This is a genomic window from Bradyrhizobium yuanmingense, assembly GCF_025200905.1.
Taxonomy (GTDB): domain Bacteria; phylum Pseudomonadota; class Alphaproteobacteria; order Rhizobiales; family Xanthobacteraceae; genus Bradyrhizobium; species Bradyrhizobium yuanmingense.
Genome location: NZ_CP104173.1, coordinates 4,768,151 through 4,793,413 on the forward strand (window position 1 = coordinate 4,768,151; position 25,263 = coordinate 4,793,413).

31 protein-coding genes are annotated in these 25,263 nt (G+C 65.4%); 14 read left to right on the forward strand and 17 right to left on the reverse strand.

From position 1 onward, the window contains the following. Positions 1–3 precede the first annotated feature (3 nt). Positions 4–669, reverse strand: a complete 666-nt coding sequence (locus tag N2605_RS22590; RefSeq protein WP_225150551.1) for a DsbA family oxidoreductase — start codon at positions 667–669, stop codon at positions 4–6. A gap of 171 nt (positions 670–840) precedes the next feature. Between N2605_RS22590 and N2605_RS22595 the strand changes: the two genes are divergently transcribed. Then, the gene (locus tag N2605_RS22595; RefSeq protein ID WP_225124717.1) at positions 841–1,641 is read left to right on the forward strand and encodes a thioesterase family protein; all 801 of its coding nucleotides are present in this window, start codon (positions 841–843) and stop codon (positions 1,639–1,641) included. Here N2605_RS22595 and N2605_RS22600 read toward each other — a convergent pair. Together N2605_RS22600 and N2605_RS22605 are read right to left on the reverse strand one after the other, a co-directional pair. Further along, positions 1,629–2,450 carry a helix-turn-helix domain-containing protein gene (locus tag N2605_RS22600; RefSeq protein ID WP_225124716.1) on the reverse strand — a complete coding sequence of 274 codons (822 nt, stop codon included), beginning with the start codon at positions 2,448–2,450 and terminating at the stop codon, positions 1,629–1,631. The two genes, N2605_RS22595 and N2605_RS22600, sit on opposite strands and share 13 nt — an antisense overlap. Before the next feature lie 40 nt (positions 2,451–2,490). After that, positions 2,491–3,312, reverse strand: a complete 822-nt coding sequence (locus tag N2605_RS22605) for a helix-turn-helix domain-containing protein (protein ID WP_225124715.1) — start codon at positions 3,310–3,312, stop codon at positions 2,491–2,493. A 100-nt stretch (positions 3,313–3,412) separates the two neighbouring features. Here N2605_RS22605 and N2605_RS22610 point away from each other — a divergent pair, with 100 nt between their 5' ends. From N2605_RS22610 to N2605_RS22620, 3 genes are all read left to right on the forward strand, one after another. Beyond that, entirely contained in the window at positions 3,413–3,643 is a 231-nt protein-coding gene (locus N2605_RS22610) for a hypothetical protein (protein WP_192893150.1), read from the forward strand. 33 nt (positions 3,644–3,676) lie between these two features. Continuing rightward, the gene (locus N2605_RS22615; RefSeq protein WP_225124713.1) at positions 3,677–4,075 is read left to right on the forward strand and encodes a hypothetical protein; all 399 of its coding nucleotides are present in this window, start codon (positions 3,677–3,679) and stop codon (positions 4,073–4,075) included. 824 nt (positions 4,076–4,899) lie between these two features. After that, positions 4,900–5,175 carry a hypothetical protein gene (locus tag N2605_RS22620; protein WP_225124711.1) on the forward strand — a complete coding sequence of 92 codons (276 nt, stop codon included), beginning with the start codon at positions 4,900–4,902 and terminating at the stop codon, positions 5,173–5,175. Between the two features lie 23 nt (positions 5,176–5,198). Here the strand turns inward: N2605_RS22620 and N2605_RS22625 are convergent, their stop codons facing one another. Continuing rightward, positions 5,199–5,762: an SET domain-containing protein gene (locus tag N2605_RS22625; RefSeq protein ID WP_225124709.1), complete on the reverse strand. Its 564-nt coding sequence runs from the start codon at positions 5,760–5,762 to the stop codon at positions 5,199–5,201. A gap of 162 nt (positions 5,763–5,924) precedes the next feature. Between N2605_RS22625 and N2605_RS22630 the strand changes: the two genes are divergently transcribed. Then, the gene (locus tag N2605_RS22630; protein ID WP_225124707.1) at positions 5,925–6,530 is read left to right on the forward strand and encodes a hypothetical protein; all 606 of its coding nucleotides are present in this window, start codon (positions 5,925–5,927) and stop codon (positions 6,528–6,530) included. Here N2605_RS22630 and N2605_RS22635 read toward each other — a convergent pair. Next, the gene (locus N2605_RS22635; RefSeq protein WP_225125314.1) at positions 6,527–6,832 is read right to left on the reverse strand and encodes a DUF6321 domain-containing protein; all 306 of its coding nucleotides are present in this window, start codon (positions 6,830–6,832) and stop codon (positions 6,527–6,529) included. The two genes, N2605_RS22630 and N2605_RS22635, sit on opposite strands and share 4 nt — an antisense overlap. Here N2605_RS22635 and N2605_RS22640 point away from each other — a divergent pair. Continuing rightward, complete coding sequence (locus N2605_RS22640) at positions 6,798–7,031, forward strand: hypothetical protein (RefSeq protein WP_225114263.1); 234 nt, start codon at positions 6,798–6,800, stop codon at positions 7,029–7,031. The genes N2605_RS22635 and N2605_RS22640 overlap by 35 nt on opposite strands. Before the next feature lie 175 nt (positions 7,032–7,206). Here N2605_RS22640 and N2605_RS22645 read toward each other — a convergent pair whose 3' ends face one another. Next, the gene (locus tag N2605_RS22645) at positions 7,207–7,938 is read right to left on the reverse strand and encodes a TetR/AcrR family transcriptional regulator (protein ID WP_225124705.1); all 732 of its coding nucleotides are present in this window, start codon (positions 7,936–7,938) and stop codon (positions 7,207–7,209) included. A 106-nt stretch (positions 7,939–8,044) separates the two neighbouring features. Here N2605_RS22645 and N2605_RS22650 point away from each other — a divergent pair, with 106 nt between their 5' ends. The 5 genes from N2605_RS22650 (at position 8,045) to N2605_RS22670 (ending at position 11,892) form a co-directional block, all read left to right on the forward strand. Further along, positions 8,045–9,442 (forward strand): carotenoid oxygenase family protein, encoded by a 1,398-nt coding sequence (locus N2605_RS22650; RefSeq protein WP_225124704.1) that lies wholly within the window; start codon positions 8,045–8,047, stop codon positions 9,440–9,442. Between the two features lie 72 nt (positions 9,443–9,514). After that, positions 9,515–9,778, forward strand: coding sequence for a hypothetical protein (locus tag N2605_RS22655; protein ID WP_036043814.1), 264 nt, complete (start codon positions 9,515–9,517; stop codon positions 9,776–9,778). Between the two features lie 220 nt (positions 9,779–9,998). Next, positions 9,999–10,553, forward strand: a complete 555-nt coding sequence (locus tag N2605_RS22660) for an inner membrane-spanning protein YciB (RefSeq protein WP_036013049.1) — start codon at positions 9,999–10,001, stop codon at positions 10,551–10,553. Positions 10,554–10,658: 105 nt separating this feature from the next. Then, complete coding sequence (locus N2605_RS22665) at positions 10,659–10,955, forward strand: hypothetical protein (RefSeq protein ID WP_036013050.1); 297 nt, start codon at positions 10,659–10,661, stop codon at positions 10,953–10,955. A gap of 16 nt (positions 10,956–10,971) precedes the next feature. Continuing rightward, positions 10,972–11,892, forward strand: coding sequence for an SH3 domain-containing protein (locus tag N2605_RS22670; protein WP_225150555.1), 921 nt, complete (start codon positions 10,972–10,974; stop codon positions 11,890–11,892). A 196-nt stretch (positions 11,893–12,088) separates the two neighbouring features. Here N2605_RS22670 and N2605_RS22675 read toward each other — a convergent pair whose 3' ends face one another. Further along, on the reverse strand, positions 12,089–13,744 hold the full coding sequence (locus N2605_RS22675; protein WP_036027899.1) for a fumarate hydratase: 1,656 nt from the start codon (positions 13,742–13,744) through the stop codon (positions 12,089–12,091). A 212-nt stretch (positions 13,745–13,956) separates the two neighbouring features. Here N2605_RS22675 and N2605_RS22680 point away from each other — a divergent pair, with 212 nt between their 5' ends. The 3 genes from N2605_RS22680 (at position 13,957) to N2605_RS22690 (ending at position 15,672) form a co-directional block, all read left to right on the forward strand. Beyond that, entirely contained in the window at positions 13,957–14,430 is a 474-nt protein-coding gene (locus N2605_RS22680; protein ID WP_036013057.1) for a hypothetical protein, read from the forward strand. Positions 14,431–14,707: 277 nt separating this feature from the next. Beyond that, positions 14,708–14,881 (forward strand): hypothetical protein, encoded by a 174-nt coding sequence (locus N2605_RS22685; protein ID WP_167361693.1) that lies wholly within the window; start codon positions 14,708–14,710, stop codon positions 14,879–14,881. A 116-nt stretch (positions 14,882–14,997) separates the two neighbouring features. Further along, positions 14,998–15,672 (forward strand): methyltransferase family protein, encoded by a 675-nt coding sequence (locus N2605_RS22690; RefSeq protein WP_036027901.1) that lies wholly within the window; start codon positions 14,998–15,000, stop codon positions 15,670–15,672. Positions 15,673–15,694: 22 nt separating this feature from the next. Here N2605_RS22690 and N2605_RS22695 read toward each other — a convergent pair whose 3' ends face one another. The 10 genes from N2605_RS22695 to flgB all read right to left on the reverse strand — a co-directional run bounded on the left by N2605_RS22695 (position 15,695) and on the right by flgB (position 24,935). Next, positions 15,695–16,402 carry a glutathione S-transferase gene (locus N2605_RS22695; RefSeq protein WP_225183323.1) on the reverse strand — a complete coding sequence of 236 codons (708 nt, stop codon included), beginning with the start codon at positions 16,400–16,402 and terminating at the stop codon, positions 15,695–15,697. Positions 16,403–16,655: 253 nt separating this feature from the next. Beyond that, positions 16,656–17,336, reverse strand: a complete 681-nt coding sequence (locus N2605_RS22700) for a lectin (protein WP_260343272.1) — start codon at positions 17,334–17,336, stop codon at positions 16,656–16,658. Between the two features lie 144 nt (positions 17,337–17,480). Further along, positions 17,481–18,494, reverse strand: a complete 1,014-nt coding sequence (locus tag N2605_RS22705) for a Tim44 domain-containing protein (protein ID WP_225183321.1) — start codon at positions 18,492–18,494, stop codon at positions 17,481–17,483. A 230-nt stretch (positions 18,495–18,724) separates the two neighbouring features. Beyond that, entirely contained in the window at positions 18,725–21,313 is a 2,589-nt protein-coding gene (gene cckA, locus N2605_RS22710) for a cell cycle histidine kinase CckA (RefSeq protein WP_225139737.1), read from the reverse strand. A 155-nt stretch (positions 21,314–21,468) separates the two neighbouring features. Further along, positions 21,469–22,548, reverse strand: coding sequence for a flagellar biosynthesis protein FlhB (flhB, locus tag N2605_RS22715; protein WP_225183319.1), 1,080 nt, complete (start codon positions 22,546–22,548; stop codon positions 21,469–21,471). A gap of 13 nt (positions 22,549–22,561) precedes the next feature. After that, positions 22,562–23,332 carry a flagellar biosynthetic protein FliR gene (gene fliR / locus N2605_RS22720; RefSeq protein ID WP_036027906.1) on the reverse strand — a complete coding sequence of 257 codons (771 nt, stop codon included), beginning with the start codon at positions 23,330–23,332 and terminating at the stop codon, positions 22,562–22,564. A 17-nt stretch (positions 23,333–23,349) separates the two neighbouring features. Continuing rightward, entirely contained in the window at positions 23,350–23,613 is a 264-nt protein-coding gene (fliQ, locus tag N2605_RS22725; RefSeq protein ID WP_025037372.1) for a flagellar biosynthesis protein FliQ, read from the reverse strand. A gap of 141 nt (positions 23,614–23,754) precedes the next feature. Then, positions 23,755–24,069: a flagellar hook-basal body complex protein FliE gene (gene fliE, locus N2605_RS22730; protein WP_036027907.1), complete on the reverse strand. Its 315-nt coding sequence runs from the start codon at positions 24,067–24,069 to the stop codon at positions 23,755–23,757. 16 nt (positions 24,070–24,085) lie between these two features. Continuing rightward, positions 24,086–24,511, reverse strand: a complete 426-nt coding sequence (gene flgC / locus N2605_RS22735; protein ID WP_036013073.1) for a flagellar basal body rod protein FlgC — start codon at positions 24,509–24,511, stop codon at positions 24,086–24,088. Positions 24,512–24,530: 19 nt separating this feature from the next. Further along, positions 24,531–24,935, reverse strand: coding sequence for a flagellar basal body rod protein FlgB (gene flgB, locus N2605_RS22740; protein WP_036013075.1), 405 nt, complete (start codon positions 24,933–24,935; stop codon positions 24,531–24,533). Between the last annotated feature and the right edge of the window lie 328 nt (positions 24,936–25,263).

Consider the following 25,263-nt stretch of genomic DNA (forward strand, 5'->3'; position numbering starts at 1 on the left):
AAGCTACTCCGCCGCCTGCGCGTTGATCTCCTCGGAGACCTGGCGGATGGCGCGGGCAAGCAGGTTTGGATCCTGCGCGCCGGAGACGGCGTACTTCTGCGCAAAGACATAGGTTGGCACGCCGGAGATGCCCTTGTCGGCGGCTTCCTGCGCATCTGCCGAGACGCGCGCGACGTCCTCGTCGGTGGCGAGGCGCTTGCGCACGTCGTCGGCATCGAGGCCGATGTCGGCCGCTGCCTGCACCAGCACGTTCACGTCGGTGAGATCGCCGCCGTCGCGGAAATACAGCTCCATCAGGCGCTGCTTCATCTCGGGCGCCTTGCCGATCGCGTCCGCCCAGAGGATCAGGCGGTGGCAGTCGGTCGTGTTGGGCTGGCGCGCGACGAGCTCGGGCTTGTAGAGGAGCCCCTCCTCGCTCGCGGCCGCGACGACGCGTCCCGCAATGCCCTTATAGGCTTCGACCGAGCCGAACTTCTGGGTGAGATAGGCCTCGCGGCTGATGCCCTCGCGCGGCACCCAGGGATTGAGGAAGAAGGGACGGAAATTGAGCTTGACCGGAACGTCAGGCACCAGCGCCAGCGCGCTCTCGATGCGATGCTTGCCGATATAGCACCAGGGGCAGACCACATCAGAGACGACGTCGATCTGGAGCGGTTTCAGCGTGCTCATGTCAGGCGCCTCCTTCGGGCACTTCGAGGGTCCGCCCGAACATAGGCCGAACCGGAGGCGGCGCAAGGCACCCGTCCTGCATGGCTCACGACTTCACCTCTGCGGTTATTGTGACCGGTTCTCCCCGCCCCGATACTCACGGCCACGATCAAGCCCAAAGAGGAGACCGCGATGAACGCCATTTTCGAGCCGGAAGGCGATCTGTTCCGGGCCACCGAGCATGCCGGCGGGCCGTGGTCGCCGGACATGCTGCAGGGAAGCGCCACCACCGCGCTGATGACCCGCGAGGTCGAGCGCCTCGCCGCCAAATCCGGCTTTGCGGTGCGGCGTCTGACCTTCGATCTGTGGCGGCCGGCGGGCCTGCGCCTGTTCAGGGCGGTCAGCGAGCTGCTGCGCGACGGTCGCAAGGCCAAGACCCTGCAGGTGCGGCTGATGGACGGCGAGACCGAGATCGGCCGCTGCACGGCGCTGCTGACGGCGCCGAGCGGCGAGTCGCCCATCGATCCATTCGCGAGGCCCTTGGCCCCCGACAGTGGTCCCGAGGCCGGCAGCCCGCCGCCCGCCTTTGCGCAGAAATGGAGCCGCTATTTCCAGAATGTGTCGGTGCGCCTCATCGAGGGCGCCCTGGAGAAGCCGGGCCCGGCGGCAGCCTGGATGCGGCTCGATGCGCCGCTGGTCGAGGGCGAACCCAACACGCCGTTGCTCCAGGCGGTGCAGGCCGCGGACTTCTCCAGCGGCGTCGCGCAGATCGTCGACATGCGCCAATGGACCTTCATCAACCCGGAGATCAGCCTCTATTTCTTCCGTCCGCCCGAGGGCGAATGGATCCTGATCCGCGCCGCGACGCGCGTCGGCGCCCATGGCGCGGGCCTCACCACGGCGACACTGAGTGACCGCAACGGGCCGTTCGCGGAGGTGATGCAGGCCATGAGCTTCGAGCGGCGCGAAGCCGTGCAGGCTCAAGCGTCCTGATCTGCAAGCGCGACCAAGGCGGCCTCGGAGGCGGCATCAACAGGCATGAACATCTCGACGCGAAGCTCCTGCAGCGTGACGTCCTGCGGGGTGCCGAGCGTCAGCACCGCACCGATCAAACCAACGCCGATATCGCCCTTGCGCAGGCGCACCTCGCAGAGCGGCCCCGGGGCCGCGTTGTCCTCGGTCGCCTCAGGCAGCTGCGGCAGCCGCATCAATTCGCGCCAGGTCGATTGCAGGGCCTCATCGAGCGGCGCGGCCATCGCCTCATGCCGCGCCCGCGCCAGCAGCGCGGCTGCGACAATCGACCAGTTCTCGACGAAAGGCTTGAGTTCGTCGGCAGCGAGGAACATGCGCATGTGGTTGAGCGGGCGCTGCATGCGGAGAGGGCCAAGCAGCATGGTCATCAGGCGCGCGGCGGCGCGATTGGCCTGCATCACGTTCCAGCGCCGGTCGGTGACGATCGCCGGGAACGGCTCGTGACGGCTGAGCAGCAGGTCGATGGCACGCCGCGCCTCGGCAAGCTCCGGCGCCGACAGATCGCGCTCGCCATATTGCCGCGCGAAGCCGCCGGCCTCGAGCAGCGCATTGCGATCGCGCAACGACAGATCGAGCGCGGACGCGAGCTGCAGCAGGATGTCCCGGCTGGCCGCCGCCTTTCCGGTCTCGACATAGCTCAGATGCTTGACCGAAATGCCGGCCTCGAACGCCAGCTCCGCCTGGCTCAATGCACGACGGGTGCGCCAGCCGCGCAGGAGATCGCCGATGGGATTGGCCGGCCGCAATCGCCGGAAGGAGCGTGTGTCCATCCGCCGATTATGCGAGCGCTGCTCCGTCCTGTAAACGGCGCTAGCGCAGCCCGGCCGCCATCTGCTTCAGCCGTTCGGCGGTGCGCTCGTCCGCCGGAAAGAACGTCTCCAGCGCCAACTCCGACAGGGTTATGTCGACCGGCGTGCCGAACACCATGGTGGTGGAGAAGAAGCTGAGGATCTCCCCGCCATGCCTCAGCTTGAAGGGGATCGCGACGTTGTCGGCTGGCAGCGGCGCCGAGCGCGCCGGAATCGGATAGCTCTTCAGATCGTTGTACAGCTTGATCAGCTCCGGATCGGCCGTCGCCTCGCACTGCCGGTGCAGCCGTTCCAGGAGATGCCCGCACCACTCGGCGAGATTGACCGTGCGCGGTGCCAGCGCCTCGGGATGGAAAGCCAGCCTCAGCACGTTGACGGGCTGGCCGAGCAGATGCTGCGGGATGCCGTCGAGCAGCGGCGCCACCATGCGGTTGGCGGAGACCAGGTTCCAGTGCCGGTCCACCGCGAGCGCCGGATTGGGCTCATGTGCTTTCAAGACGAGGTCGATCGCCGCACGGGCTGATTTCAAGGCGGGATCCTCCAGCGGGCGCTGCGGAAAGGCCGGAGCGAAACCGGCTGCGACCAGCAGCACGTTGCGTTCGCGCAAGGGCACGTCGAGCCGCTCGGCGAGCCTGAGCACCATGTCGCGCGAGGGCGCGGCGCGACCGGTCTCGACGAAGCTCAAATGCCGCGCCGAGATTTCGGCTTCGCCGGCAAGATCGAGCTGGCTCATGCGGCGGCGCTGCCGCCATTCCCGCAAATGGTCGCCGATATGGACCGGCTGGCTGCGTTCGGTACGTACGGTGGATGCATGTGCGTTCATGATCAAAAACTAGCACGCGAATTTAGGCGCTTCCATTACCACCGAGGTAATCGAAATGGGGGACGAGCACGCGCATCTTTGGTCGCAACAGGAGATGACCATGATCGCGTTGCTGCTCTACCGGACCGTCGCAGACCACGTCTTGCCCTGGGCCATGGCGTTCGCAACCCGGATGCTGGCGCGCAGCCTCAACATGCCGGAGCCGCTGCTGCATTCGACCGGCGACTATGTGGTCGCGCAGGTCATCGCCTTCGAGCACGGCGTCGGCAGGAGCCTCTGCCCGTTCCGGCTCGCCCGTCTGCTCCGCGCCTGGTGGCGCGGTCGGCGCTAAAGTTCCACCCCAGCCCAACCAAGGAGACCTGAGATGATCGATGCATCCACCTTCCTGCGCCGCGCCCTCTTCGCCGACGCCCTCTTCAGCGGCGTCGCCGCGCTCGGCTTCACCTTCGGCGCGAGCGCTTTCGCTGCGCTGTTCAACCTGCCCGAAGCGCTGCTGCGCGAGAGCGGCCTGTTCCTGATTGCCTACACCGCCCTGGTCGGCTGGCTCGCCTCGCGGGCCACGGTCGCGAAGTCGCTGGTGCTGCTGGTCGTGATCGGCAATGCCGCTTGGACCGTCGGCAGCATCGCGCTGCTGCTCTCGGGCGCGGTGTCGCCGAACCTCGCCGGCGAGCTCATGGTCGTCGCGCAAGCCATCGCCACCGGCGTATTCGCCGAGCTGCAATATGTGGGTTTGAAGAGGAGCGGGCGCGCCGTCGCGGCGTGATCGCTTCGTGGCGGCTCCGCGGCGCAAACCGGGGAACGCGACGGCTTCGTCATATCGGATCGTATCCGGATGCATGCATGACCTCGCGTTCTCGCAGCGGATTTCGCCCGAGCTTTGCTTCGTTGCTTGCGCCCTTCGGTTGCCGGAGGGCGCAGGGAAGGCCGGGCGCCGGTGGCACCCGAGTCCGTGTACAAGGACATGCACACGGGGTGGACCACAGGTGTTGCCGGTCGCCCGGCCTTCCCTGCGCGGATGGTTTTAACGGTGTCCTTCGTGCTCTCCTCGGGGAGCGTTGCACTATTGCCCCCGTCGCCTTGCGGCTTCTCTGATGCGCGCACCCGGTCGGGCCGCCGCATCACCGCAAGCCTTGACGCACAGACCCCGGGCGTCAGGACCACACGACTTCTCCGTCCGCGGACGATTTGGCCTCAGCGCCCGGGGCTTGGTGTGCGCACCCCAGACCATCGACCAAACCGCTGTGACCGCGCCGTGTCGTATGCGCATCGCCTGAGACTCACGGTTGCCCGCCCTGTCCTCAAGCCAATCGCGCCGGCGCTACCGCGTCCACCGCACCCCGGCCCGCATCTCGTGACGATCGCGAAGCGCCCCTCTGGCAGGGCCGGGATAGGCAACACATGCCACAAATCCGAAATTCGGAAAAGCGATATATTTCTGCGCGCCGAGATTGACAGATTTTGGGTGTTTTGCCCGACGCCTCGCCGGTAGGCAGCGAGTACGGCGAGTGGCGCGGAAAAGCGATGGGTTTCGCAAGGGCTCAATTCAACCTACGGGGCCAGAGGCGCTCGCGCAGCGAGCCTCGAAGTATGAACGACCTCGATGCAAGCGGGCCGCCCCCTTCGAGGGCCGCCGAAGAGGCGGGCCGCCTCAGGGTGACGGTCAGACATCTGAACGCGCTGTATCAACAGCGTCATTGCGAGCGTAGCGAAGCAATCCAGAGTCTTTCCGCGGTTGGATTCTGGATTGCTTCCGCCTTCGCCAAGGCTTCGGCGGACAAGTCGCTTTCGCTCGCAATGATGGAGTGGTGGAGACTCCGCTGCATTTCAGCCGGCAGCCTGAGGATCAATCAGGGGGACTCGTGAAAGCCGGTGGGTGCTGCGCGAGGCTACGCCTTGGCGCGACCGACCTTGCCGGGGAAGTGCTTGCCGTTCAGCTTCTTCTTTTTCGTAGCCGTGCTTTTCGCGCCCGCCTTCTGCGCCTTGCGCTCGGCCCGCGCCTTCACCTTGGCGGCTTCCGCCCTCGCCTCGGCGCGCAGCTTCTTGCGCTTCTTCTCGCAGGAATCGCACTTGCAGCCGATCGGCTTCAGATAGGCTTTGAAATAGTCGGTGCCGTAATCGTAGTTGATCTCGTCGCCCGGCTCGATGTTCCTGATGGCGCGGATATAGACCTTGCGCTCGCGCGGGCGGACGTCCGATTCCGCGTTGGGGCGGCAGGAATGGTTGATGTAGCGCGCGAGGTTCTTGCGCACCGATCCGTCGATGGTCCAGCGCCCGTTGAGCTCGAACAGATATTTGTTCTCGATTTCGTCCTGCTCGGGAATGCGCGAGTCCAGGATCGGTCCGAAATAGCGGATGATCCGGGTCCCCTTCTTGATCGGCTTGGTGGCGAAGAGGCCGAGCCCGGTCTTGGAGCGGCCGACGCGATAAGGTTTGTTCGAGGTGGGTGGCATGATCAGGAGAATGAGAACGCGAACGAGGCCCGCACGGCTTAAGCGAAGCCGCTCTTGTAGAACGATTCCGCGCCGCTGTCAGGTATATCGCGTCGCTGTTTGAACCTTGCCCACAATCAAGACGTCTGATGGGACGAAGTTCCCAGTCCATCAAAGCTTCACATGAACCGTGTCACCGCAATAGGCTTCGCCGTCCTGATGGCTTGCATCGGTCTGAGCCGCGCCGACGCCCAATCCCTGGGCAGCAGCTACACCTCGACGGCTCCAAAAGATTGCCGGCAGATCGGCAAGCCCGGCGCGCTCGACGGCAGCAGCACGCGGGTTTGTCCGGGCAAGGACGGCCTGATCGTGCTGATCGCCGAGGACGATCTTCGCGAGATCGTCTCGGTCGGGCGCAGCCGCAAGGCAGCAGCCGAGGAACCGGCAGCCAACGTCTGGTTCGGGCCGTTCAATTCATCGGAGACGACCATCGAATGGCGCGCGGCCGGCGCAAGGCCGTTCGCGATCATCCAGCGCTGGCACATCGCCGACAATTCCGATCCCGACAAGCAGGGTCGGCCGAACACCAAGGCCATGCTGGTCGTGACCCGGCTGCCGCCGGGTCCGGTCTGCCACGTCGCCTATGTCGATGGGATCGCCAACCCGAACGCCAACGAGCTCGCGCGCAAGGCCGCCGACGATCTCGCCCGCGGTTTCGCTTGCGGCAAGGACGAGGTCAAGATCATCGGCGCGCGCGGCCGCGCCGTCGAGCTCGCGACAATGCGCTAGGCATTGTCCTTGATGCGGCGGTAGCGCGCCAGCAGGCGCTCGCCCTTCGCGGCAATGCGCCTGGCCGCTGCCACCGTCCTCGGAACAGGCTCGCCCCAGGCATGTGCCGACAATGCGTGCCGGGTCGGCTGACCCTTGGCATCGACCAGCGGTGGCACTTTGGCGCGGCCGTAGAAGCGAACCGCCCAGCTTCCCTTCCGGCGCATTTCCTGCGGGGTCATCTCGGATTGTTTCTTGGTGACGCCTGGTCGCAGATGGGAACCCTGCTTGCGGGCGAAAGCCTTTCTGCCAGCTGCTGTCAGCCCGCCCCGCGGATCCTTTTCGCGCGCGGAGGCGACGCGCTTGCGCGAGGACTTTGAGGTCTTCTTTGCGTTACGCTTGCCGGTTTTCCTGACAGATTTCTTCGCAGACTTTGCCTTGGAGGATTTCGACTTGGAAGGCGTCTTCCTCTTGGAGGTCTTCTTCGCTGCCACGCGCATGTTGTCCACGAGGTTGGGATAGCGTCGCCCGGCGCGGCGGGCGCGTGCCTTCGCCGCCGATTTCTGTGCAGGACTGAGATGCTTGGATGCCTTACCCGCGCGTTTACGGGGGTTGGCACGTTTCCAGGGAGAGCGCGATGCCTTTGCCATGGCGCATCAACGCTTGAATAAAGCAAGAGTTGCGTCACACCTGGTGATCAGGAGCCGGGCAGCTTATCGGTCACTGGAGCGGTCAGCATCGTCTCGAGCAGCCGCTCGGCCGTCGTTCCCTCCGGCAGCCGCGCGAGAATGTCCTTCAGCCGTCCGTCGAGCAGCAGCATGGTGAAGCCGTGAACCAGCGACCAGGCTCGCGCGATCGCGGCGCCCTGGTTCAGCGTCAGCGCGTCGCCGCTGATCTGCTCCTGCCGCATCATGCCGATCGCATTGGTAAGGCCCGCGAAGGATGCCTCGGCCGCCTCGTGCAGCGACGGCCTCGAATAATCCAGCCGCTCGGTGCGGAACATGATGCCGTACATGCCAGGATGGGCCTGCGCATAGGCGATGTAGGCTTTCGGCCGCGCCAGCGCGGCTTCGAGCGGCGTGGTGGCGGCATCGCACGAAGCGTTCATGACCGCGTTGAACTGGCGGAAGCCGACGGCCGCGAGCTCGCTGAGCAGGCCCGTCAGGTCGCCGAAATGATGGGTGGGAGCGGCATGCGAGACGCCGGCCTCGCGCGCCACCGCGCGCAACGTCAGGCCAGCGAGCCCGTCGCGCTCCAGCACCCGTTCGGCGGCCTGGAGCAGCGCCTCGCGGAGCGCGCCGTGATGATACGGCGTCTCGGTCTTGGCGGTTCTGGCGCGCCGCGAGGCGCGCGATGCCGCGGTCGAGGTGGTTTTTCTTAGGGCACGCGGGCTGCGCGCCGCGTCGCCCTTGGTGTCTGTCTTGGCCATTTGCAAGCTATATGACGCAATATTGACAGTGTAAAGATTTCGCTTGACGAAAGCTGCGATCGGGTCTACTCAATCTTTACGATGTAAAGATAAGGGAGGATTCGCCGTGCAGCACGACGCCATGGCCGAGCGCAGCAACAATATCGCGCCGATCCCATTCGAGGCCGACGCGCCCTTCCTGAAGATCGTCGGCGAATTGCCGCGCGAGCTGAACGGCACGCTCTATCGCAACGGCCCCAATCCGCAGTTCGATTCGCCCGGCGCGCACTGGTTCGTCGGCGATGGGATGCTGCACGCCTTCCATCTCGAGAACGGGCGCGCCAGCTACCGCAACCGCTGGGTCCGCACGCCGAAATGGCTCGCCGAGCACGACGCCGGCCGCGCGCTGTTCGGCGGCTTCGGCCGCAAGCTGCCGGATGCGCCGGCAAACCTGACCGATGGCGGCGTCGCCAACACCAACATCGTCTTCCACGCCGGCAAGCTGCTGGCGCTGGAAGAAGCGCACCTGCCGACGGAGATCGAGCCGGGCACGCTGGCGACGCGCGGCTATCACAACTACCAGGGCCGCGTCGCCGGCAGTTTCACCGCGCATCCCAAGATCGATCCCGTCACCGGCGAGCTGGTGTTCTTCGGCTACAACGCTGCGGGCCCGCTGACGCCTGCCCTCTCCTACGGATCGATCGACGCAACAGGCAAGGCGACGCGGTTCGAGCGGTTTGAGGCGCCCTATGCCAGCATGGTGCACGACTTCATCGTCACCGCGAACCATGTGCTGTTTCCGATCCTGCCGATCACGGGCAGCATGGAGCGCGCGATGAGCGGACGGCCGCCTTATGCCTGGGAGCCGGACAAGGGCGCCTATGTCGGGGTGATGAAGCGCAGCGGCACGGCCAAGGACATTGTCTGGTTTCGTGCCGAAGCGTGCTACGTCTTCCATGTCATGAATGCGTGGGAGGACGAAAACCGCATCGTCGCCGACGTCATGCAGTTCGAGGAAGCGCCGCTGTTTCCGCATCCGGACGGCCGCCCCACCGATCCCGAGAAATCGCGCGCCCGCCATTGCCGCTGGACCTTCGATCTCGCAGGCAATACCGACCGCTTCCAGCAGACCTACCTGGACGACCTCACCGGAGAATTCCCGCGCATCGACGATCGCCGCGCCGGGCTGAAGAGCCGTCACGGCTGGTACGCCTGCGCCAATCCGAAACTGCCGATGTTCGGCGCGCTGTCGGGCATCGTCCATGTCGACGGCAACGGCAGGCGGCTCGGCCAATATCTGCTGCCGGCCGGCGACACCATCTCCGAGCCTGTTTTCGTCGAGCGATCCAGGGATGCCGCCGAAGGCGACGGCTGGCTGCTCGCGGTGGTCTGGCGTGCGCGGGAGAACCGCAGCGATCTCGCCGTGTTCAACGCCACCGATATCGAGGCGGGTCCTGCCGCCCTGGTGCAGCTCGGACATCGCGTCCCCGACGGCTTCCACGGCAATTGGGTCGGCGCGGCGTAGCCCTCGTCAACGGGCGCGAGGAGATCGCGATCCCGGAATCCACGTGGATATTGCGTGGTCAAAGAAAGCCCGATGCACATGCTCTCGATCACCGCGTATTCCACCGCTGTCATCGCCCCGGCCGGCGCCGTACTTGCATGCTTGGCGATACGGCTGCGCCGGCGAAGCCTCACGTTCTTCGAAGGCGGCGTCCTGCTCGCTGCCGGCCTTCTACTCGCGGCCGCACTCCCGATGGTGTCGCGCCTGCCCTGGACGGGGTTGGTCGACGAGATGACCAGCCAGCTCGTTGCAGCACTTCATTTTCTGGAGGTCGTTTACGTCGTCTTGACATTGTAAGAGACGGGTGGTCCGGCGCGGCTCCCTGTCTCGCGCATCGCGCTCTGCTTGTTGCGGTTCCGAATCCCGCGCTGCTGGTCCCGGCCTGGCATTCTGGTCGGGGGCTGCCATGCGCTATCTCGTACGCGGTTGTCTTCACAAAGTGATATGCCGGGCATCGCCGGATCAAGTAGGGTGCGGCAGTCTGCGCCCTGCCCACGACCGCGAAACAGGAATGACGATGAAGGACGTATTCGCCCGCCTCGCCTCCGACCTCCTCTCCGTTATCATCTTCCTGGCCGTCTATCTCCTCACCGACAACGTGATCCTCGCAACGGCGGTGGCGATTGCCGGCGCGTTCGCGCAGGTGCTCTATGCGCGCCTCAAGGGACAGCCGCTCCACTACATGACCTATGCGAGCCTCGCTCTGGTCATCGTGCTCGGCGGTATCACGCTGCTGACCAATGATCCGCGCTTCATGCTGGCAAAACCCTCGATCGCACATTTCGCGATCGGCGCGATCATGCTCAAGCGCGGCTGGATGCTGCGCTACATGCCGCCCGTCATCGTCGAGACCGTCCCGGAATATGTCACCATCGCGGGCTATGCTTGGGCGGCGCTGATGTTCGTGATCGGCGCCGGCATGATGGCAGTCGCCGCCACCGGCGATCTGAAGCTCTGGGCGTTCTATCTTATGGTGGTCGCAGGCGGCGCCAAGATCCTGGCTTTTGCCGTGCAGTACTTCGTTCTGCGGCTGATCGTAACCAACCGCCGACGCGCCGCTGCCCGCGCCTAAATGCCCTACCGGAGCGTTAGGCAGGAGCTGCGAGTTGGGCTATAGGCTCGGCCAGGGACGGCCGCGGATCGTCGCGGACCGCCGCAATCTGTTCGGGAGACGGGAATGGCCGTAGACGGCAACTGGAATCTGACCATGACGACGCCGATGGGCGAGCGCCAGGCGACGCTGAGCCTGAAGGCTGCTGGCGGCACGCTCACGGGCACGCAGGGCGCGGAAGGCAATACCACCGAGATCTTCGACGGCACCGTCTCCGGCGACAACGTCTCCTGGAAGGTCTCGATCGACAAGCCGATGCCGCTCACGCTCGAATTCACCGGCACGGTCTCCGGCGACAGCATCAGTGGCGAGATGGGCATCGGCCCGATGGGCAGCTTCCCGTTCACGGGCGCGCGGGCGTAAACCGCGCGCTGCACCGATGCGTGCGCTCCTCCTCATCGCGGCGGCAGTCCTGTCTGCCGTAGCACAGGCCGCGCGCGCAGGTGACAGCGAACCGGCGTGGCGCGCGAGCGCGCTCGCTCTGGTGCCGGCAGGCTATGTTGCCGGCACCGCTTATCGAACCGAGGGGTCGACCGGTTATCTCGCGGTCTATCCCGCGACATCGAACGATCCGAAGACACCGGGGAGCGTCTTTGCGGCGCGCCAGGTTCTGGTCGTCACGCTGACTGCGGACGCGACGCGGGCGACGTCAGCCGAGCTGAAGCCGCGCACCGGGCCGGCCCCTGATAACGACGACAATGATTTCGCCGGGATGCACGCCGAGCTCGCCGCCAAGCGCGCAAAGCTGCCTGCTGGCACCGAGCCCTGCGATCTCGGCGCCTGGTCCATCGACAAGGATTCCAGCGGCCTCAACGTGCGCGCCGAGCCGTCGATCAAGGCGCGCGTGCTTGGCACATTGCCGCCGCCCTACCGGCTGAGGCTCGGCGGCGCCGAGAACACGCCCGAGGGCGGCTGGCTGACCGAATTCCGCATCATCGGCTTCAGGGACGGCTGGTTCCTGATCGAAGACGCGAGGCCGCCGGGCAAGGACTATGAGGACGAGACGCGATATCCGCGCAGCGCGCCGAGGCCCTATGCCGGGCGCGGCTGGGTCGCCTCGAACAAGGTCGGCGCGAACTATGCCAGTGGCACCACGCGCATGGGCGGGCTGTTTCAGGCGCCCTTCATCGATGCCAAATGGATGCCGGCCCAGCGCGAGCTCGGCGGGCCGCTCGACACCGACGGCGGCCCGAAGCGCATCTTCGCCTGCAGTGGGCTCTGGGGTCTGGTCGAGAGCCACGACGGCGTCCGCGGCTGGTGGCGCGCGCTGTGCTCCAACCAGGTCACGAATTGCAGTTGAGGCGCTGAAGCATTGGCTTCGTCATGGCCGGGCTTGTTGTTCAGCCATCCACGGCTTCTTTGCGGCACTAAGAACGTGGATGCCCGGGCCTTCGCCTCGCCGAAGCGGCTTCGGCCGCGCAGGCGGGACAAGCCCGGGCATGACGATCATTGTTACGGCACGAGCATCTTCCCCCGCGCGCGTGCGGGTGAAGCAACTAGCCCAAATTCAACTCCTTGAAGAAGTCGTTGCCCTTGTCGTCGATGATGATGAACGCCGGAAAATCGACGACCTCGATGCGCCAGATCGCTTCCATGCCGAGCTCGGGATATTCGAGCACCTCGACCTTCTTGATGCAGTGCTCGGCGAGGTTCGCCGCGGCGCCGCCGATCGAGCCGAGATAGAAGCCGCCGTATTTCTTGCAGGCCTCCCGCACGCTAGGGGCGCGGTTGCCCTTGGCGACCATCACCATCGAGCCGCCGGCAGCCTGGAACTGGTCGACGAAGGAATCCATGCGGCCCGCGGTGGTCGGACCGAACGCGCCGGAGGCGTAGCCCTCGGGCGTCTTGGCGGGACCGGCATAATAGACCGGATGGTTCTTGAAATAGTCCGGCAGCGGCTCGCCCTTCTCCAGCCGTTCGCGCAGCTTGGCGTGGGCGCTATCGCGCGCGACGATCATGGTGCCCGTCATCGAGACCCGCGTCTTGATCGGATATTTCGAGAACGTCGCCAGAATGTCCTTCATCGGCTGGTTGAGGTCGATCTTGACGACCTCGCCGCCGAGCGACTCTTCGACCTGCGGCAGGTATTGCGCGGGATTGTGCTCGAGCTCCTCAAGATAGACGCCGTCCCTGGTGATCTTGCCGAGCACCTGGCGGTCGGCCGAGCAGGACACGCCAAGCCCGATCGGCAGCGAGGCGCCGTGGCGCGGCATGCGGATCACCCGCACGTCGTGGCAGAAATACTTGCCGCCGAACTGCGCCCCGACGCCGAGTGACTGCGTCATCTTGTGGATTTCCTTCTCCATCTCGACGTCGCGGAAGGCGTTGCCGTCGGGCGAGCCGTGCGTCGGCAACGCATCGAGATAGCGCGCCGAAGCGAGCTTCACCGTCTTCATGCACAGCTCGGCCGAGGTACCGCCGATCACGATGGCGAGGTGATAAGGCGGGCACGCGGCGGTGCCGAGGGTGAGGATCTTTTCCTTCAGGAACGCGAGCAGCCGGTCCTTGGTCAGCACCGAGGGCGTGGCCTGGAACAGGAAGCTCTTGTTGGCGGAGCCGCCGCCCTTGGCCATGAACATGAACTTGTAGGCGTCATCGCCCTCGGCGTAGATCTCGCACTGCGCCGGCATGTTGTTGGCGGTGTTCTTCTCCTCGTACATCGAGAGCGGCGCGACCTGCGAGTAGCGCAAATTGCGGCGCAGGTAGGCGTCACGCGCGCCTTCGGACAGCGCCGCCTCGTCGTCACCGTCGGTGATGACGTTGCAGCCCTTCTTGCCCATGATGATCGCGGTGCCGGTGTCCTGGCACATCGGCAGCACGCCGCCAGCCGCGATATTGGCGTTCTTCAAGAAGTCCAGCGCGACAAACTTGTCGTTCGGGCTCGCCTCGCCGTCCTCCAGGATCGCGCGGAGCTGCTTCAGATGGCCGGGGCGCAGATAGTGGTTGATGTCGCCAAAGGCCGCCTCCGACAGCGCCCGCAGCGCCTCGCGCGACACCACCAGCATGTCCTTGCCGAGCACCTTCTCGACCCTGACGCCCTCGGACGAAATCTTCTTGTAGGGCGTCTCGTCCTTGCCCAGCGGGAACAGCGGGGTGTGCTTGTAGGGCGGAACGGGCTTGGACTGGTCGGGGAAGGCGGTGGGAGCGTTCATGGGGCAAATCTCGGGGTTTTGGGGCCGTGGCGGGCCTCTCAGCATAGAAGCGTTCTAAGCGCATTCTAGCCAGAAAAGAAAGGGAGCGGTGCGCATGGGAGGGGTAGGTTCGGCACGGGAAGGCATTGGCACAGCTCGTGGAAATGCCTCTGCCCACCCTTGCGATTCGCGTCCGCCGACGCTTGAATGCGTGCCCTAAGGGGCTTTTCATCATGACATTGAAACTGAACGTCCGCGGCGCGATCCTGGTCGCCGCCGCCTTCACCGGCCTTGTGGCTCTGGCTTCGCCTGCCCGCGCCGATCGCTGCGACGACAGCGCCAAGGAGCTGGCGAGCCAGGTCGATCGCCTCAAGGTGAATTTTCGCGCCGCCAATGTCGTTTACCTGACGCACCCGGCGGCCAAGGAGCTGTCCGTGGGTTGCCGCGGCGACAAATATTCCATCGAGCTCTACGCCAAGGGTGATCGCAAGCCGAAGCCGGAATTCTACGCGCTGGTCGGCTCGATGGCGGCGATCGTCTTCACCGTGACCAAGGACGACACCACGACGGGAGCGACGCGCTGCCTGAAGCGGATGGGTCTATTGCGCGGCGACAAGGTCACCATGCGCTACCGCCGGCTCAACATGGAATGCACTCGCACCAAGACAGAGGCGTCCATCGCCATCACGCGCGGCAAGGACGAATAGGGGCGCAGTTGGGCCGCGACGGGTCGCCACGTACTCCGTCGTTGCGAGCGCAGCGAAGCAATCAAGTCTGTCGCCGCGGAGAGAGTCTGGATTGCTTCGTCGCAAGGGCTCCTCGCAATGACGGGGAGAGGCCTCGTCGTCTCCGTTTGCACCGCGCGGATGCCACGCGTGCACAGCCTTCACCGCGCCAATTCCCTCACATTTTAACGATTGGCTTGAAGGAAATTTCGCTCCTCGCAGGGCAGGCTTGATTGTTTCCATGTGTGAGGATTTGCGGATGAAGGTTTCTACCGTTGCGCCCCCGCCGATCGCGATCGTGGTTCCGAACTACGACACGACCAAGCCGCAGGACGATCAGACAAAGGTCAAGGACGAGAATCCGACCTTCAAGCCGCAGCCGCCGGCGCCGCTGCCGCCGGGTCAGGGCACGCGGATCGATCAGCTCGCCTGATCAGGCGTCCCGAGACCGAAGCGCCCGATCCGGTCGATCGGGCTTTTGGCGTGTCCGGCCGCATCTTTGCCGGATAGCTGCACGAGGATCATGCGCCGTTCACTCGGGACCTGCGCATGTTCGCACGGCTGCTATTGCGGAACACGGTGTTCGTCGTCGGCATGGGCGCGCTGCTGTTCGCGTGCGCGGGGACGCTGCATTGGCCGTCGGCCTGGGCCTTCCTCGCAACCTCCGCCCTGCTCGGCCCACTCTGCGGCTGGTGGCTCTACCGGACCGATCCGGCGCTGCTCGCCGAACGCCTGCGGCCGGTGCTGCAAAAGGATCAGCCCGCCGCCGACAAGATGTTCATGGCGCTGTTCATCGTCGCCATCCTGGCCTGGCTTGTCCTGATGGGGCTCGACCGGCGTGTTCGATCCTCTGACATGTCGACGGCGTTGCAGGTGCTCGGACTCGGGCTGTTCCTGGGCTCGACACTGTTCACCATGTGGGTGTTCCGCGAGAACTCGTTCGCCGCGCCCGTGGTGAAGCTGCAAGCCGAGCGCGCGCAGCACGTGATCTCGACCGGACCCTATGCCTATGTCCGTCATCCCATGTACAGCGGCATGATCCTGTTCTTCACCGGCGTGCCGTTGCTGCTGGGATCGTGGTGGGGACTTGCGATGATGCCGCTCCTCCTCGCCTTGCTCGCGGTCCGCATTCCGATCGAGGAGCGCACGCTGCGCGAGGGTCTGCCCGGCTACACCGATTACACGGCGCGGGTGCGCCATCGCCTCATCCCCGGCGTCTGGTGAACGCGCCAACTGCACGAAGCCGCTATCGGTCCAGCTCGCGATAGCGGCGGAAGATGCCCTGCTCGTTGAAGGGAATGCGGCGCTCGCTTGCGAGATAGGCCTGGATATTGGGCCGTGCGGCGATGCGGTCGTGCAGGCCGACGAGGCCCGGGACATCCTTCTCGAACGCCTTCATGCGCTTGGGGAAAGCATAACGCAGCCCATCGACGAGCTGGAACAGCGAGAGGTCGACATAGGTCAGGCGCCGGCCCGTCACGTAAGTGCCGCCGCTCCCGGCGAGAAGCCGCTCGAAATAGCCGAGATATTTCGGCACGCGCTCGTCCCAGAAGTCGGCCGTGCGCTTCTTCGCCGGCGCCTTCTGGTCCTCATAATAGAGCGAGGGTCCGAGCGGATGATGGGTGTCGTGGATCTCGACGACGAAGTCCGTGATCGTGAGCTGAAGCTGGTGCACCCAGAGCCTGCCGGCTTCCGTCTTCGGCGCAAGCCCATGGCGGGAACCGAGATAGAACAGGATGTTGGCGGTCTGGCCGATGACGAGCTTGCCCGCTTTCAGGAACGGCGGCGCAAAGGGCGGCGTGCCCTTCTGCGCGTCCATCATCTTCATCATCACAGCCGATCCGCGCGGACCGCGCGCGACATCGACGTAAGCGGCGCCCGCCTCCTCCAGCGCCAGCCGCACATATTCGCCGCGGCCCTGGATCTCGGGCCAGTAGTAGAGCTCGTATTTCATGGGGGAGGTCCGTGAGCGTGGAGGCGATCGGACCAATGTAGCACGTGGCTGAAGGTTCCGTCAGAATGAGGCGGAACGGCGGTTCAACATACGCCGTCATTGCGAGCGCAAGCGACTTGTCCGCCGAAGCCTTGGCGAAGGCGGAAGCAATCCTGAAATGCCTCCGCGGAGACACTCTGGATTGCTTCGTCGCAAGAGCTCCTCGCAATGACGAATGGAGAGAGCTCCGCGACGGTGGAGAGAACTCAGCGCCTCAATTCGCCGCGAAGCAGTACAGCAGCCCGTCGCCGCCGGTGGTCTTCAAATCGGCCTGCGAGCAGCCGCCGTCGGGACCGCGCGAGGGGTGAGAGCTATTCCAGGATTTCGAGGGTTCGTCGTCGCGCAGACCCCGGCGATCGAAATGGCCGACCATCGCGGCGCCTTGCGTGCTCGACGTCCAGTTCTTGCAGGTGCGATCGTCCGGCCCGGCGAACGCGGTGCCGTCCGGTTGCGATCCCGTGAGGATGTCGTGCCGGTTCGGCTGGTCGCCGGCACCATTGATGACCTCACCCTTTTCGCTGAGCGCGGTCTGCTTGGTGAGATTGTTCGTCGCGCCGTGCAGCTCGGCGACGTCCTTGGCGATCACCGTGCCCTTGGCGTTCTGCCACGGCCCCTTGCCGATGCGATCCTTAGCGTTGACGGCAAGTTTGCCGTCGGCGGCCTGCGTCGACAGATAGGCGCGCCAGGTCTTTGTGCCGGCGCCAGCGGCTTGTGCAAGCTTCTGGCATTGCGCGTCGGCTCCTTCGAGACCGCCGAGATCGGCGCCCTTGCCGGGGCCGTTGGAGGTCACGAAGAAGGTCATGTCGGCCGACTGCGCTTGCGCCGATGGGGCAGCAAGCAAGACCATGGCCAGCGCAACACCGGAAATCGTCATGGATTTCTCGATACGGATCATCCTGTCCTCCCAACGTTGTTTTTGTTCGCCGCCTGACTTCAACCCGAGGCGCCCCCGCTTATTCCGATGCCGTGCTGCGAGAGGCCCAAAAGAAAAGGGCGCCGTGCCGAAGCACGACGCCCTGGTTCCTCATCTCGTCCGCGATCAGTTGGTCTGCTGAATCGCTGACAATTCCCAGCCTGTGCCCGGCCGGCGGGCGAAGGTCCAGATCTCGGTCGCCTCGCCCGGCTGCTCGCTGCCGGCGACGATTGCGCCGGTGTTGCGATCCACCGTCTTGTCGGTGAGCGCGAAGCGCAGCGCCACCGTGGCATAGTCGGTCTCGCCTTCGCGCCAGGCTTCCGCGAGGTCGCCCTGCAACAGCTTCACTTCCGTGACCTTGTTGACCACGTTGCGGGCGCGGTTCTGGGCGAGGTCCTGCTCGAAATAGGAGACCATTTCCGGCGTCGCGAGCGTGTGCAGCTTGGCCACGTCCTCGTTCGACCAGGCGGCCTGGACGTCGCCGAGCAGGCGCTCGAACGCCTCATAGTCGTCCGGCTTGATCTCGAGCGGCGCGTTGTTGGCGCCGAAGCCGAAGCCACCGAGGCCGCCACCAAGGCCACCACCGAGACCGCTGCGATAGTTCGTCTGCGGTCCGGGCGCTGCGCCGGCCTCAACATTGGCGTAAGCCGCCCGCGGAGTGTGACGGCGCTGCCACCAGGACATTGCCAGCCGGACCACGAGCACCACCAGCGCGATCTGGATGATCAGGCCGATGATCGAGGACAGGCCGCCGAGGCCGCCGAACAGGCCGCCACCGAACAGCATGCCGAGCAGGCCGGCGCCGAGGAAGCCGGCCGCAAGGCCGCCCATGAAGCCGCCGGCGCGGCCAAACAGGCCGCCGCGCGCCGGCGCGGTCGCGGCCGAGTTCATGCCTGCGCCCGGCTGGGTGTAGGTGCGGTTGAACTGCGAGGCCGAGCCGGGTGCGGTCGTGGTCGGCGGCGGCGCCGAATAGGAGCGCGTACCGCGCGAACCGGACGACATGCCGCCACCCGCGCGGGCGTCGGCCGACGAGATCGTCAGCGCGGTCGGCAGCGCAAGCGCCAGCACGACGGCGATCGTGTTGAAGAATTTCCGGGAGCGAAGCGAGAAAGTCATGTGCGTTTCCCAAATCCCCGGCATGGGGACGTGCCCCTAAGATGGTCAGACTTCCCGAAAAGTGAAGCCGGTTTCGGAACTTGCGGCTGCGGCCCTCAGTCGCGGGGATGTGGCAAAAGCCCATATATGACAGGGGTTTTACGGGAACCATTGGAGGATGCTTACCGCCGGGTTTACGACCCGATTTCCGCTTTTCCCCGGGTCCGCGAGCCGAGCTGGCCCAGCAGCCGTCATTGCGAGGAGAGCGGCAGGTCTCACCCCTGCTTCGTCATCGTCTCCTTCACCGCCGCGACCAGCTGGCTGAGCGTGAAGGGCTTTGGCAGGAAGTCGAACTGCTGGCCTTCGGGCAGGCTCTTCTCGAAGGCATCCTCGGCATAGCCGGAGACGAAGATGAACTTGATGTCGGGGTTCTTCTCGCGCATTGCCTTCAACAGCGTCGGGCCGTCCATCTCCGGCATGACGACGTCGGAGACGACGAGATCGATCGCGCCACTTTGCTCGTCCAGCACCTCCATGGCCTCGACGCCGTTCTCGGCCTCGACCACGGTGTAGCCACGCGAGCGCAGGCCGCGGGCATTGAGCGCGCGCAGGCCCTCCTCGTCCTCGACCAGCAGGATGGTGCCCTGCCCGGTGAGGTCGGTACGCGGCTTCGCCTCTGCCGCCGCGGGGGGCGCGGCTTCCTTCGCGGCGTCGCTGGTCGCGCCGATTGCGGCTGCGGGCTGCTCGACCTGCACCTCCGGTTCGGCGATGTGGCGCGGCAGGAAGATGTGGAACGAGGTGCCCTGCCCCGGCTCGGAATCGACGTAGATGAAGCCGCCGGTCTGCTTGACGATGCCGTAGACGGTGGAGAGCCCGAGGCCCGTGCCCTTGCCGACCTCTTTCGTCGAGAAGAACGGCTCGAAGATCTTGTCGCGGATGTCGGCGGGGATGCCGGTGCCGGTGTCGGCGACCTCGATGCGGACATAATCCGCGGCGGGCATACCCTTGTAGGCGAGCTTGCCCGAATCGTCGCTGGTGACGTTGGCGGTGCGGATGATCAGCTTGCCGCCGTCAGGCATGGCGTCGCGCGCGTTCACCGCGAGGTTGACGATCACCTGCTCGAACTGGGAGACGTCGACCTTCACCGGCCAGAGGTCGCGGCCGTGGACGAGGTCGAGCTTGACCTTCTCGCCGATCAGCCGGCGCAGCAGCATGGTGAGATCGGACAGCGCGTCGCCGAGATCGAGCACCTGCGGCCGCAGCGTCTGCCGCCGCGAGAACGCCAGCAACTGCCGCACCAGGGTGGCGGCGCGCGTTGCGTTCTGCTTGATCTGCATGATGTCCTGGAACGACGGGTCGGTCGGCTTGTGCGCGTTCAGCAGGAAGTCGTTCGCCATCATGATGGCGGACAGCACGTTGTTGAAGTCGTGGGCGATGCCGCCGGCGAGCTGGCCGACCGTCTCCATCTTCTGCGACTGGTTGATCTGGTTTTCCAGCGCGCGCCGCTCGGTGGTCTCGAGCATGTGCACGATGGCGGCTTCCGCCTCGGTCTCGGCCGAATCGACCGGCGTCACGAAGAACTGGCCCCAGCGTTCCTTGGCCCCTTCCAGCGCCACCTCGACCGGCGCGATATCGGCCTTGCCTTCGGCGGCCTGGTTGATGGCCGCGATCAGGAGGTGCCGGTCGCGCGAATTGACCGCGCGGAAGATCGACTTGGAGGAGGTGTCGAGCCCCAGCGCCTGACTGAGCTTGGCGTAGCGCGCATTGGCGCGCACCACGTTGCCGGCGCGATCGACGGTCGCGATCGCCATCGGCGTGTGGTCGAAGAAGCGCATGAAGCGCACTTCGGCGGCACGATCAGGGTCGCTGCGCTCGTCGCGGGCGCGGCTGATCACGAGCGTGCGCGAGGGCCCCGGCGCGCCGTCGGCGCCGAAGGCGAGCTTGTGATAGAGCCGCACCGGCATGGTCTTGCCGGTGCGCATGCGCAGGTCGATGTCGAACACCTCGGTCTTCACCTCGCCCGGCACCGCCACGATCGAGGTCAAGAGCGAAGCGCCGTCGCCGGAGACGATATCGGTAAGCTTCAGGCCGCCGGAGCCGATCTCGGCGAGGTCGTAGTCGAGCCAGTTCGCCAATGTCGCGTTGACATAGGCGAGCTCGCCGGCCGGATTGACCGAGAAGAAGCCGCACGGGGCGTGATCGAGATATTCGATCGCGTGCTGGAGCTCCTGGAACACGTCCTCCTGGCGTTCGCGGTCGCGCGTGATGTCGGCGATCGACCACACCGCGTATTTCGCCTCGCGCTTGCCGGTGCCGAGCGGGCGCACGCGCATGCGCAGCCAGCGGCCCTGATTGCCGTCATGGCCGGAGATGCGCACCTCTTCCTGCTGCCGCTTGCCCTCGCGGGCGGCCTTGAGCAGCCGGAACACGGCTTCCGAGACGTCGGGATTGCCGATGAAGACGCGCTCGACCGGGCGCACGTCCTGCGGGCCGGTGGCGCCGGTCAGCGTCAGATAGGCAGCATTGGAATAGACCACGTGTCCGCGCGCGTCGGTGACCGCGAGCCCGTCGAAGGCGTGATCGGAGATGCGGCCGATGATGGGATCGTCGAGATTGCGGTCGGCGAAGCGGATGATGCCGGCGGCGAAGGCGAACAGGTTGAACAGGCCGACCATCGCCAGCACGGCGAGGATACCGAGGATATAGGGCTGCGCCTGCGCGCGCCCGAGCGTCATCAGCCCGACGGCCACGGCGACGAGGCCGGCGGCCACCAGCAGCACCAGCGCAATGCTGCCCGAGCGCGGCGACGGCTCGTGCGCCGCAACGGGCTCGCGTGTGAGGTCGTGGTCGGTCTCGGCGGTCATTCTCGAGCTGGCGCAGCCTGTCGGCAGAGAATCAACGCGCCACCGGGCGCGTGGGGTCCTCCCTGCCTGAATCGGACCCTGAGGTGCAAGGGCAGCAGCGGCAAAAGGTACGCTGATTCCCAGATTACGGCCATTTCCGGTACTTTTCGGGCATCTTATCCCCGCCCGGCGCTGAATCCGCGCTTCAGGCGCATGACGTAGCCGATGACTTCGGCGACGGCATGGTAGTGCTCGGTCGGGATCTCCTGGTCGATGTCCACCGTGGCGTAGAGCGCGCGGGCCAGCGGCACGTTCTCCACGATCGGGATGTCGTGCTGGCGCGCGATCTCCCGGATCTTGAAGGCGAGATTGTCGACGCCCTTGGCGACGCAGATCGGCGCGGTCATGCCGCGCTCGTAGGACAGCGCTACCGAATAGTGGGTTGGGTTGGTGATGATCACGGAGGCCTTGGGAACCGCCGCCATCATGCGTTTCTTGGCGCGCTGCTGCCGCAGCTGCCTGATCTTGCCTTTGATGTGGGGGTCGCCTTCGGACTGCTTGTACTCTTCCTTGATCTCCTGGAGCGACATCTTCTGCCGCTGGAACCAACTTCGGTACTGGAAGAAATAGTCGGCGATGGCGACGATCGCGAGCGCGGCGACGACCGCGCCGAGCAGTTGGATGGTCATGCTGGTGCTGGCGCCGAGCATGGCGGCCGGATCGAGCCTGACCATCGCCTCCATGCGGTGCCGCTCCGGCCACAGGATCATGGTCATGACCACGGCCAAGGCGACCAGCTTGCCGATGCCCTTGAGAAAATTGGCCGCCGCCTGTTTGCCGAAGATGCGTTTGAAGCCGGCGCCCGGCGAAATCTTGTTGAACTTGGGTTTCAGGGATTCGGCCGACCAAACCAGCCGGTGCTGCAGCATGTTGCCGGCGATGGCCGCCAGCACCAGCATCAACAGGGGCACGCCGATCGCGGCAAGCACGGCGAGCTCGATCTGCTCCATCAGCGCGAGCAGGGCCTTGCCGTCGGTCTTGATCATCCAGGAATTGGCAAGCAGGTTGCGCATCGGCGTCAGCAGCCCGCTGCCGACCGAGCCCGAGAAGGTGGAGACGACGAGCGTGCCGCCTGCCATCATGAACCAGGTGTTGATCTCCTGGCTCTTGGCGACGTCGCCGCGTTCGAGCGCATCGTCGAGGCGCTTTTGCGTCGGGTCTTCTGTTTGACTTTCGGGATCGTTGTCTTCGGCCACCGATCGATCCCCCTCACCTGAGCGGCATCATCTGGTGCATGACACCGATGAAGTAGTCGAGAAAGGTGCCCATCATCGCGGTGAGCACCACGGCAAGCACCAGGAAGCCCGCGAAGATCGACAGCGGCACGCCGACGAAATAGACCTGCATCTGCGGCATCAGCCGCGCCAGCACGCCCAGTCCGATATTGAAGACGAGGCCGAACACCAGGAACGGCCCGGAGAGCTGCAAGCCGAGGCGGAACGCGGCGGCGAAGGCACGCGTCGCAAGCGAGGCGACGTCGCCGCTCGACACGGTCTCGCCCGGCGAGAAGATCGTGTAGCTGTCGTTCAGCGCCGCGATCACCAGATGATGGCTGTCGGTGGCAAACAGCAGCGTCACGCCCAGCATGGTCAGGAAGTTGCCGACCAGCACGCCCTGCTGGCCCTGCGTCGGATCGACCGAGGTGACGAAGCCGAGCCCCATCTGCTGCGCGATCACGGATCCCGCAACCTGGAGCGCCGACAAAGTCACGCGCGCGGTCGCGCCGAGCACGATGCCGATCGCGATCTCATGCAGCATCAGCACCAGCAGCGGCGCCAGCGAGCCCATGTCGACCTGATAGGCGTTGCGATGCAGCGGCAGGATGATCAGCGTGAGCAGCAGCGCGATCGACAGCTTGATCCGCGTCGGGATGTTGGTCTCGCCGAGGCCGGGCAGCAGCATCACCATCGCGCCGACCCGGGCGAAGGCGAGCATGAAGGAAGCGGCGAGCGCCGGCAGCAGCGAGACGTCGATGCGCATAATTCACGCATAGTGCCTCAGCCGCCTATGATTCGCGACGATATCCGCAGCATGTGGGCGTGCATCGAATCGGCCATGAACGGCAGCGCCAACAGCATCGTGGCAAAGATCGCGAGGATCTTCGGCACGTAGATCAGCGTCTGCTCCTGGATCTGCGTCAGCGCCTGGAACAGCGACACGATGACGCCGACCACGAGGCCGACCACCATCAGCGGCGACGACACGATCACGATGGTCCAGATCGCATCGCGCGCGACGTCGAGGGTCTCGGGTCCGGTCATTTGGGAGTTCTCACTCTGAAATTGTTTGTCGTCATTCGGGGCTCGCGAAGCGAGAACCCGGAATCGATTTTAGCCGCAGCGTTGGTCGCACCATGGACTCCGGGCTCGCGACTTCGTCGCGCCCCGGAATGACGGCGCGCATCAGATCGGCATCTTCATGATGTCTTCATAGGCCGCGATGACGCGGTCGCGGACCGAGACCAGCGTGGACACCGCGACATCGGTGTCTGCGACCGCCGTAACCACGTCCATCACGTTGGCCTTGCCGGCGGCCATTGCGACCGTCTGCGCGTCGGACTTGCGACCGGATTCCACGACGCTGCCGACGGCGTCCTTCAGCAGCGCGGCGAAGGATTGCCCGTTCGGTTCGCTGCCCTTGCCGGCGCCGGTGCCGGTGTTCTCCAGCACGCGGGCGAGGCTGGCGTAAGCATTGGCGGCAATTGTCGGTGATGCCATGGCTCAAATGTCCTGTTCAGCTCTTGAGGATGTCGAGCGTGCGCTGGATCATCCGGCGCGTCGCACTGATGATGTTGAGGTTGGCCTCGTAGGACCGCTGCGCGTCGCGCATGTCGGTCATCTCGACCACCGAGTTCACGTTGGGATATTTGACGTTGCCGCTGGCATCCGCAGCCGGATTGTTCGGCTCGTATCGGACGCGGAAGGCGGACTGGTCGGGCTTGATCCTGCCGAGGGTGACGACCTGCGCGTCGAGCGTGCGGTCGAGCGCGGATGAGAAGGTCGGCACCTTGCGCCGGTAGGGATCGCCGCCGGCGGTCTGCGCCGTCGAGTCCGCATTCGCGATGTTCTCCGAGATCACCCGCATGCGGCCGGCCTGCGCGCGCAGGCCCGAGGTCGCGATTGCCATGGAGCGGGCGAAGTCGCTGCTGTCATTTGCCATGATCCGCCTCCTTTAGGGCCTAACCTTTGCCGATCGCGGTCTTGAGCAGGCGCAGGCTCTTCGAATAGAGCGAGGTCACCGCGGCGTAGTCCATCTGGTTACTGGCGGCCTTCATCATCTCCTCCTCGAGATTGACGGCATTGCCGGCGGGGCGGGTCTCGAAACCCGCGTTCTTGTTCTGGTCGAAGGCGGAAGGGGCCCCCGACGGCGCCAAATGCGAGGCGCTGGTCCGGGTCAGGACCAAGGGCCCCATGGACCCCGTGACGGCGCCGGCCTTGTCGAACTTGGGCTCGACCAGGTCGCGCGGCCGGAATTTCGGCGTGTCGGAATTGGAGACGTTCTCGGACAGGACGCGCTGGCGCTCCTGATGCCACTGCATCTTGGTGCGAAGCACCGACAGTTCCGGAATATCGTTGATGGACATCGTCGCGGCTCCCCCCGCCCCGACGGACCCCAGGGACCGCCGCTAGGCAGAATTTGCCGCCTGTATGGTTAACAGCTGGTTAAGGACCGGTCGTGATGCATGTCCCCAGCCGAAACTGATTCTTGCGCCCCCGCGATTCGACGGCGCGAAAAGTGGCATTAACCCAACCGTTTGGCGAGACGTGCACAGGGCAAGAAGTCGTTTTGGATCGGGCGATTCATGGGTTATTAAGAGTTGGGGACGGCAAAACTTGCCGTGGAACGTTAAGAAATCGCAGTTTGGGGCATCGTCCGCCGGTGGTCGGCTCGACTGACCATGGGCACGAGAA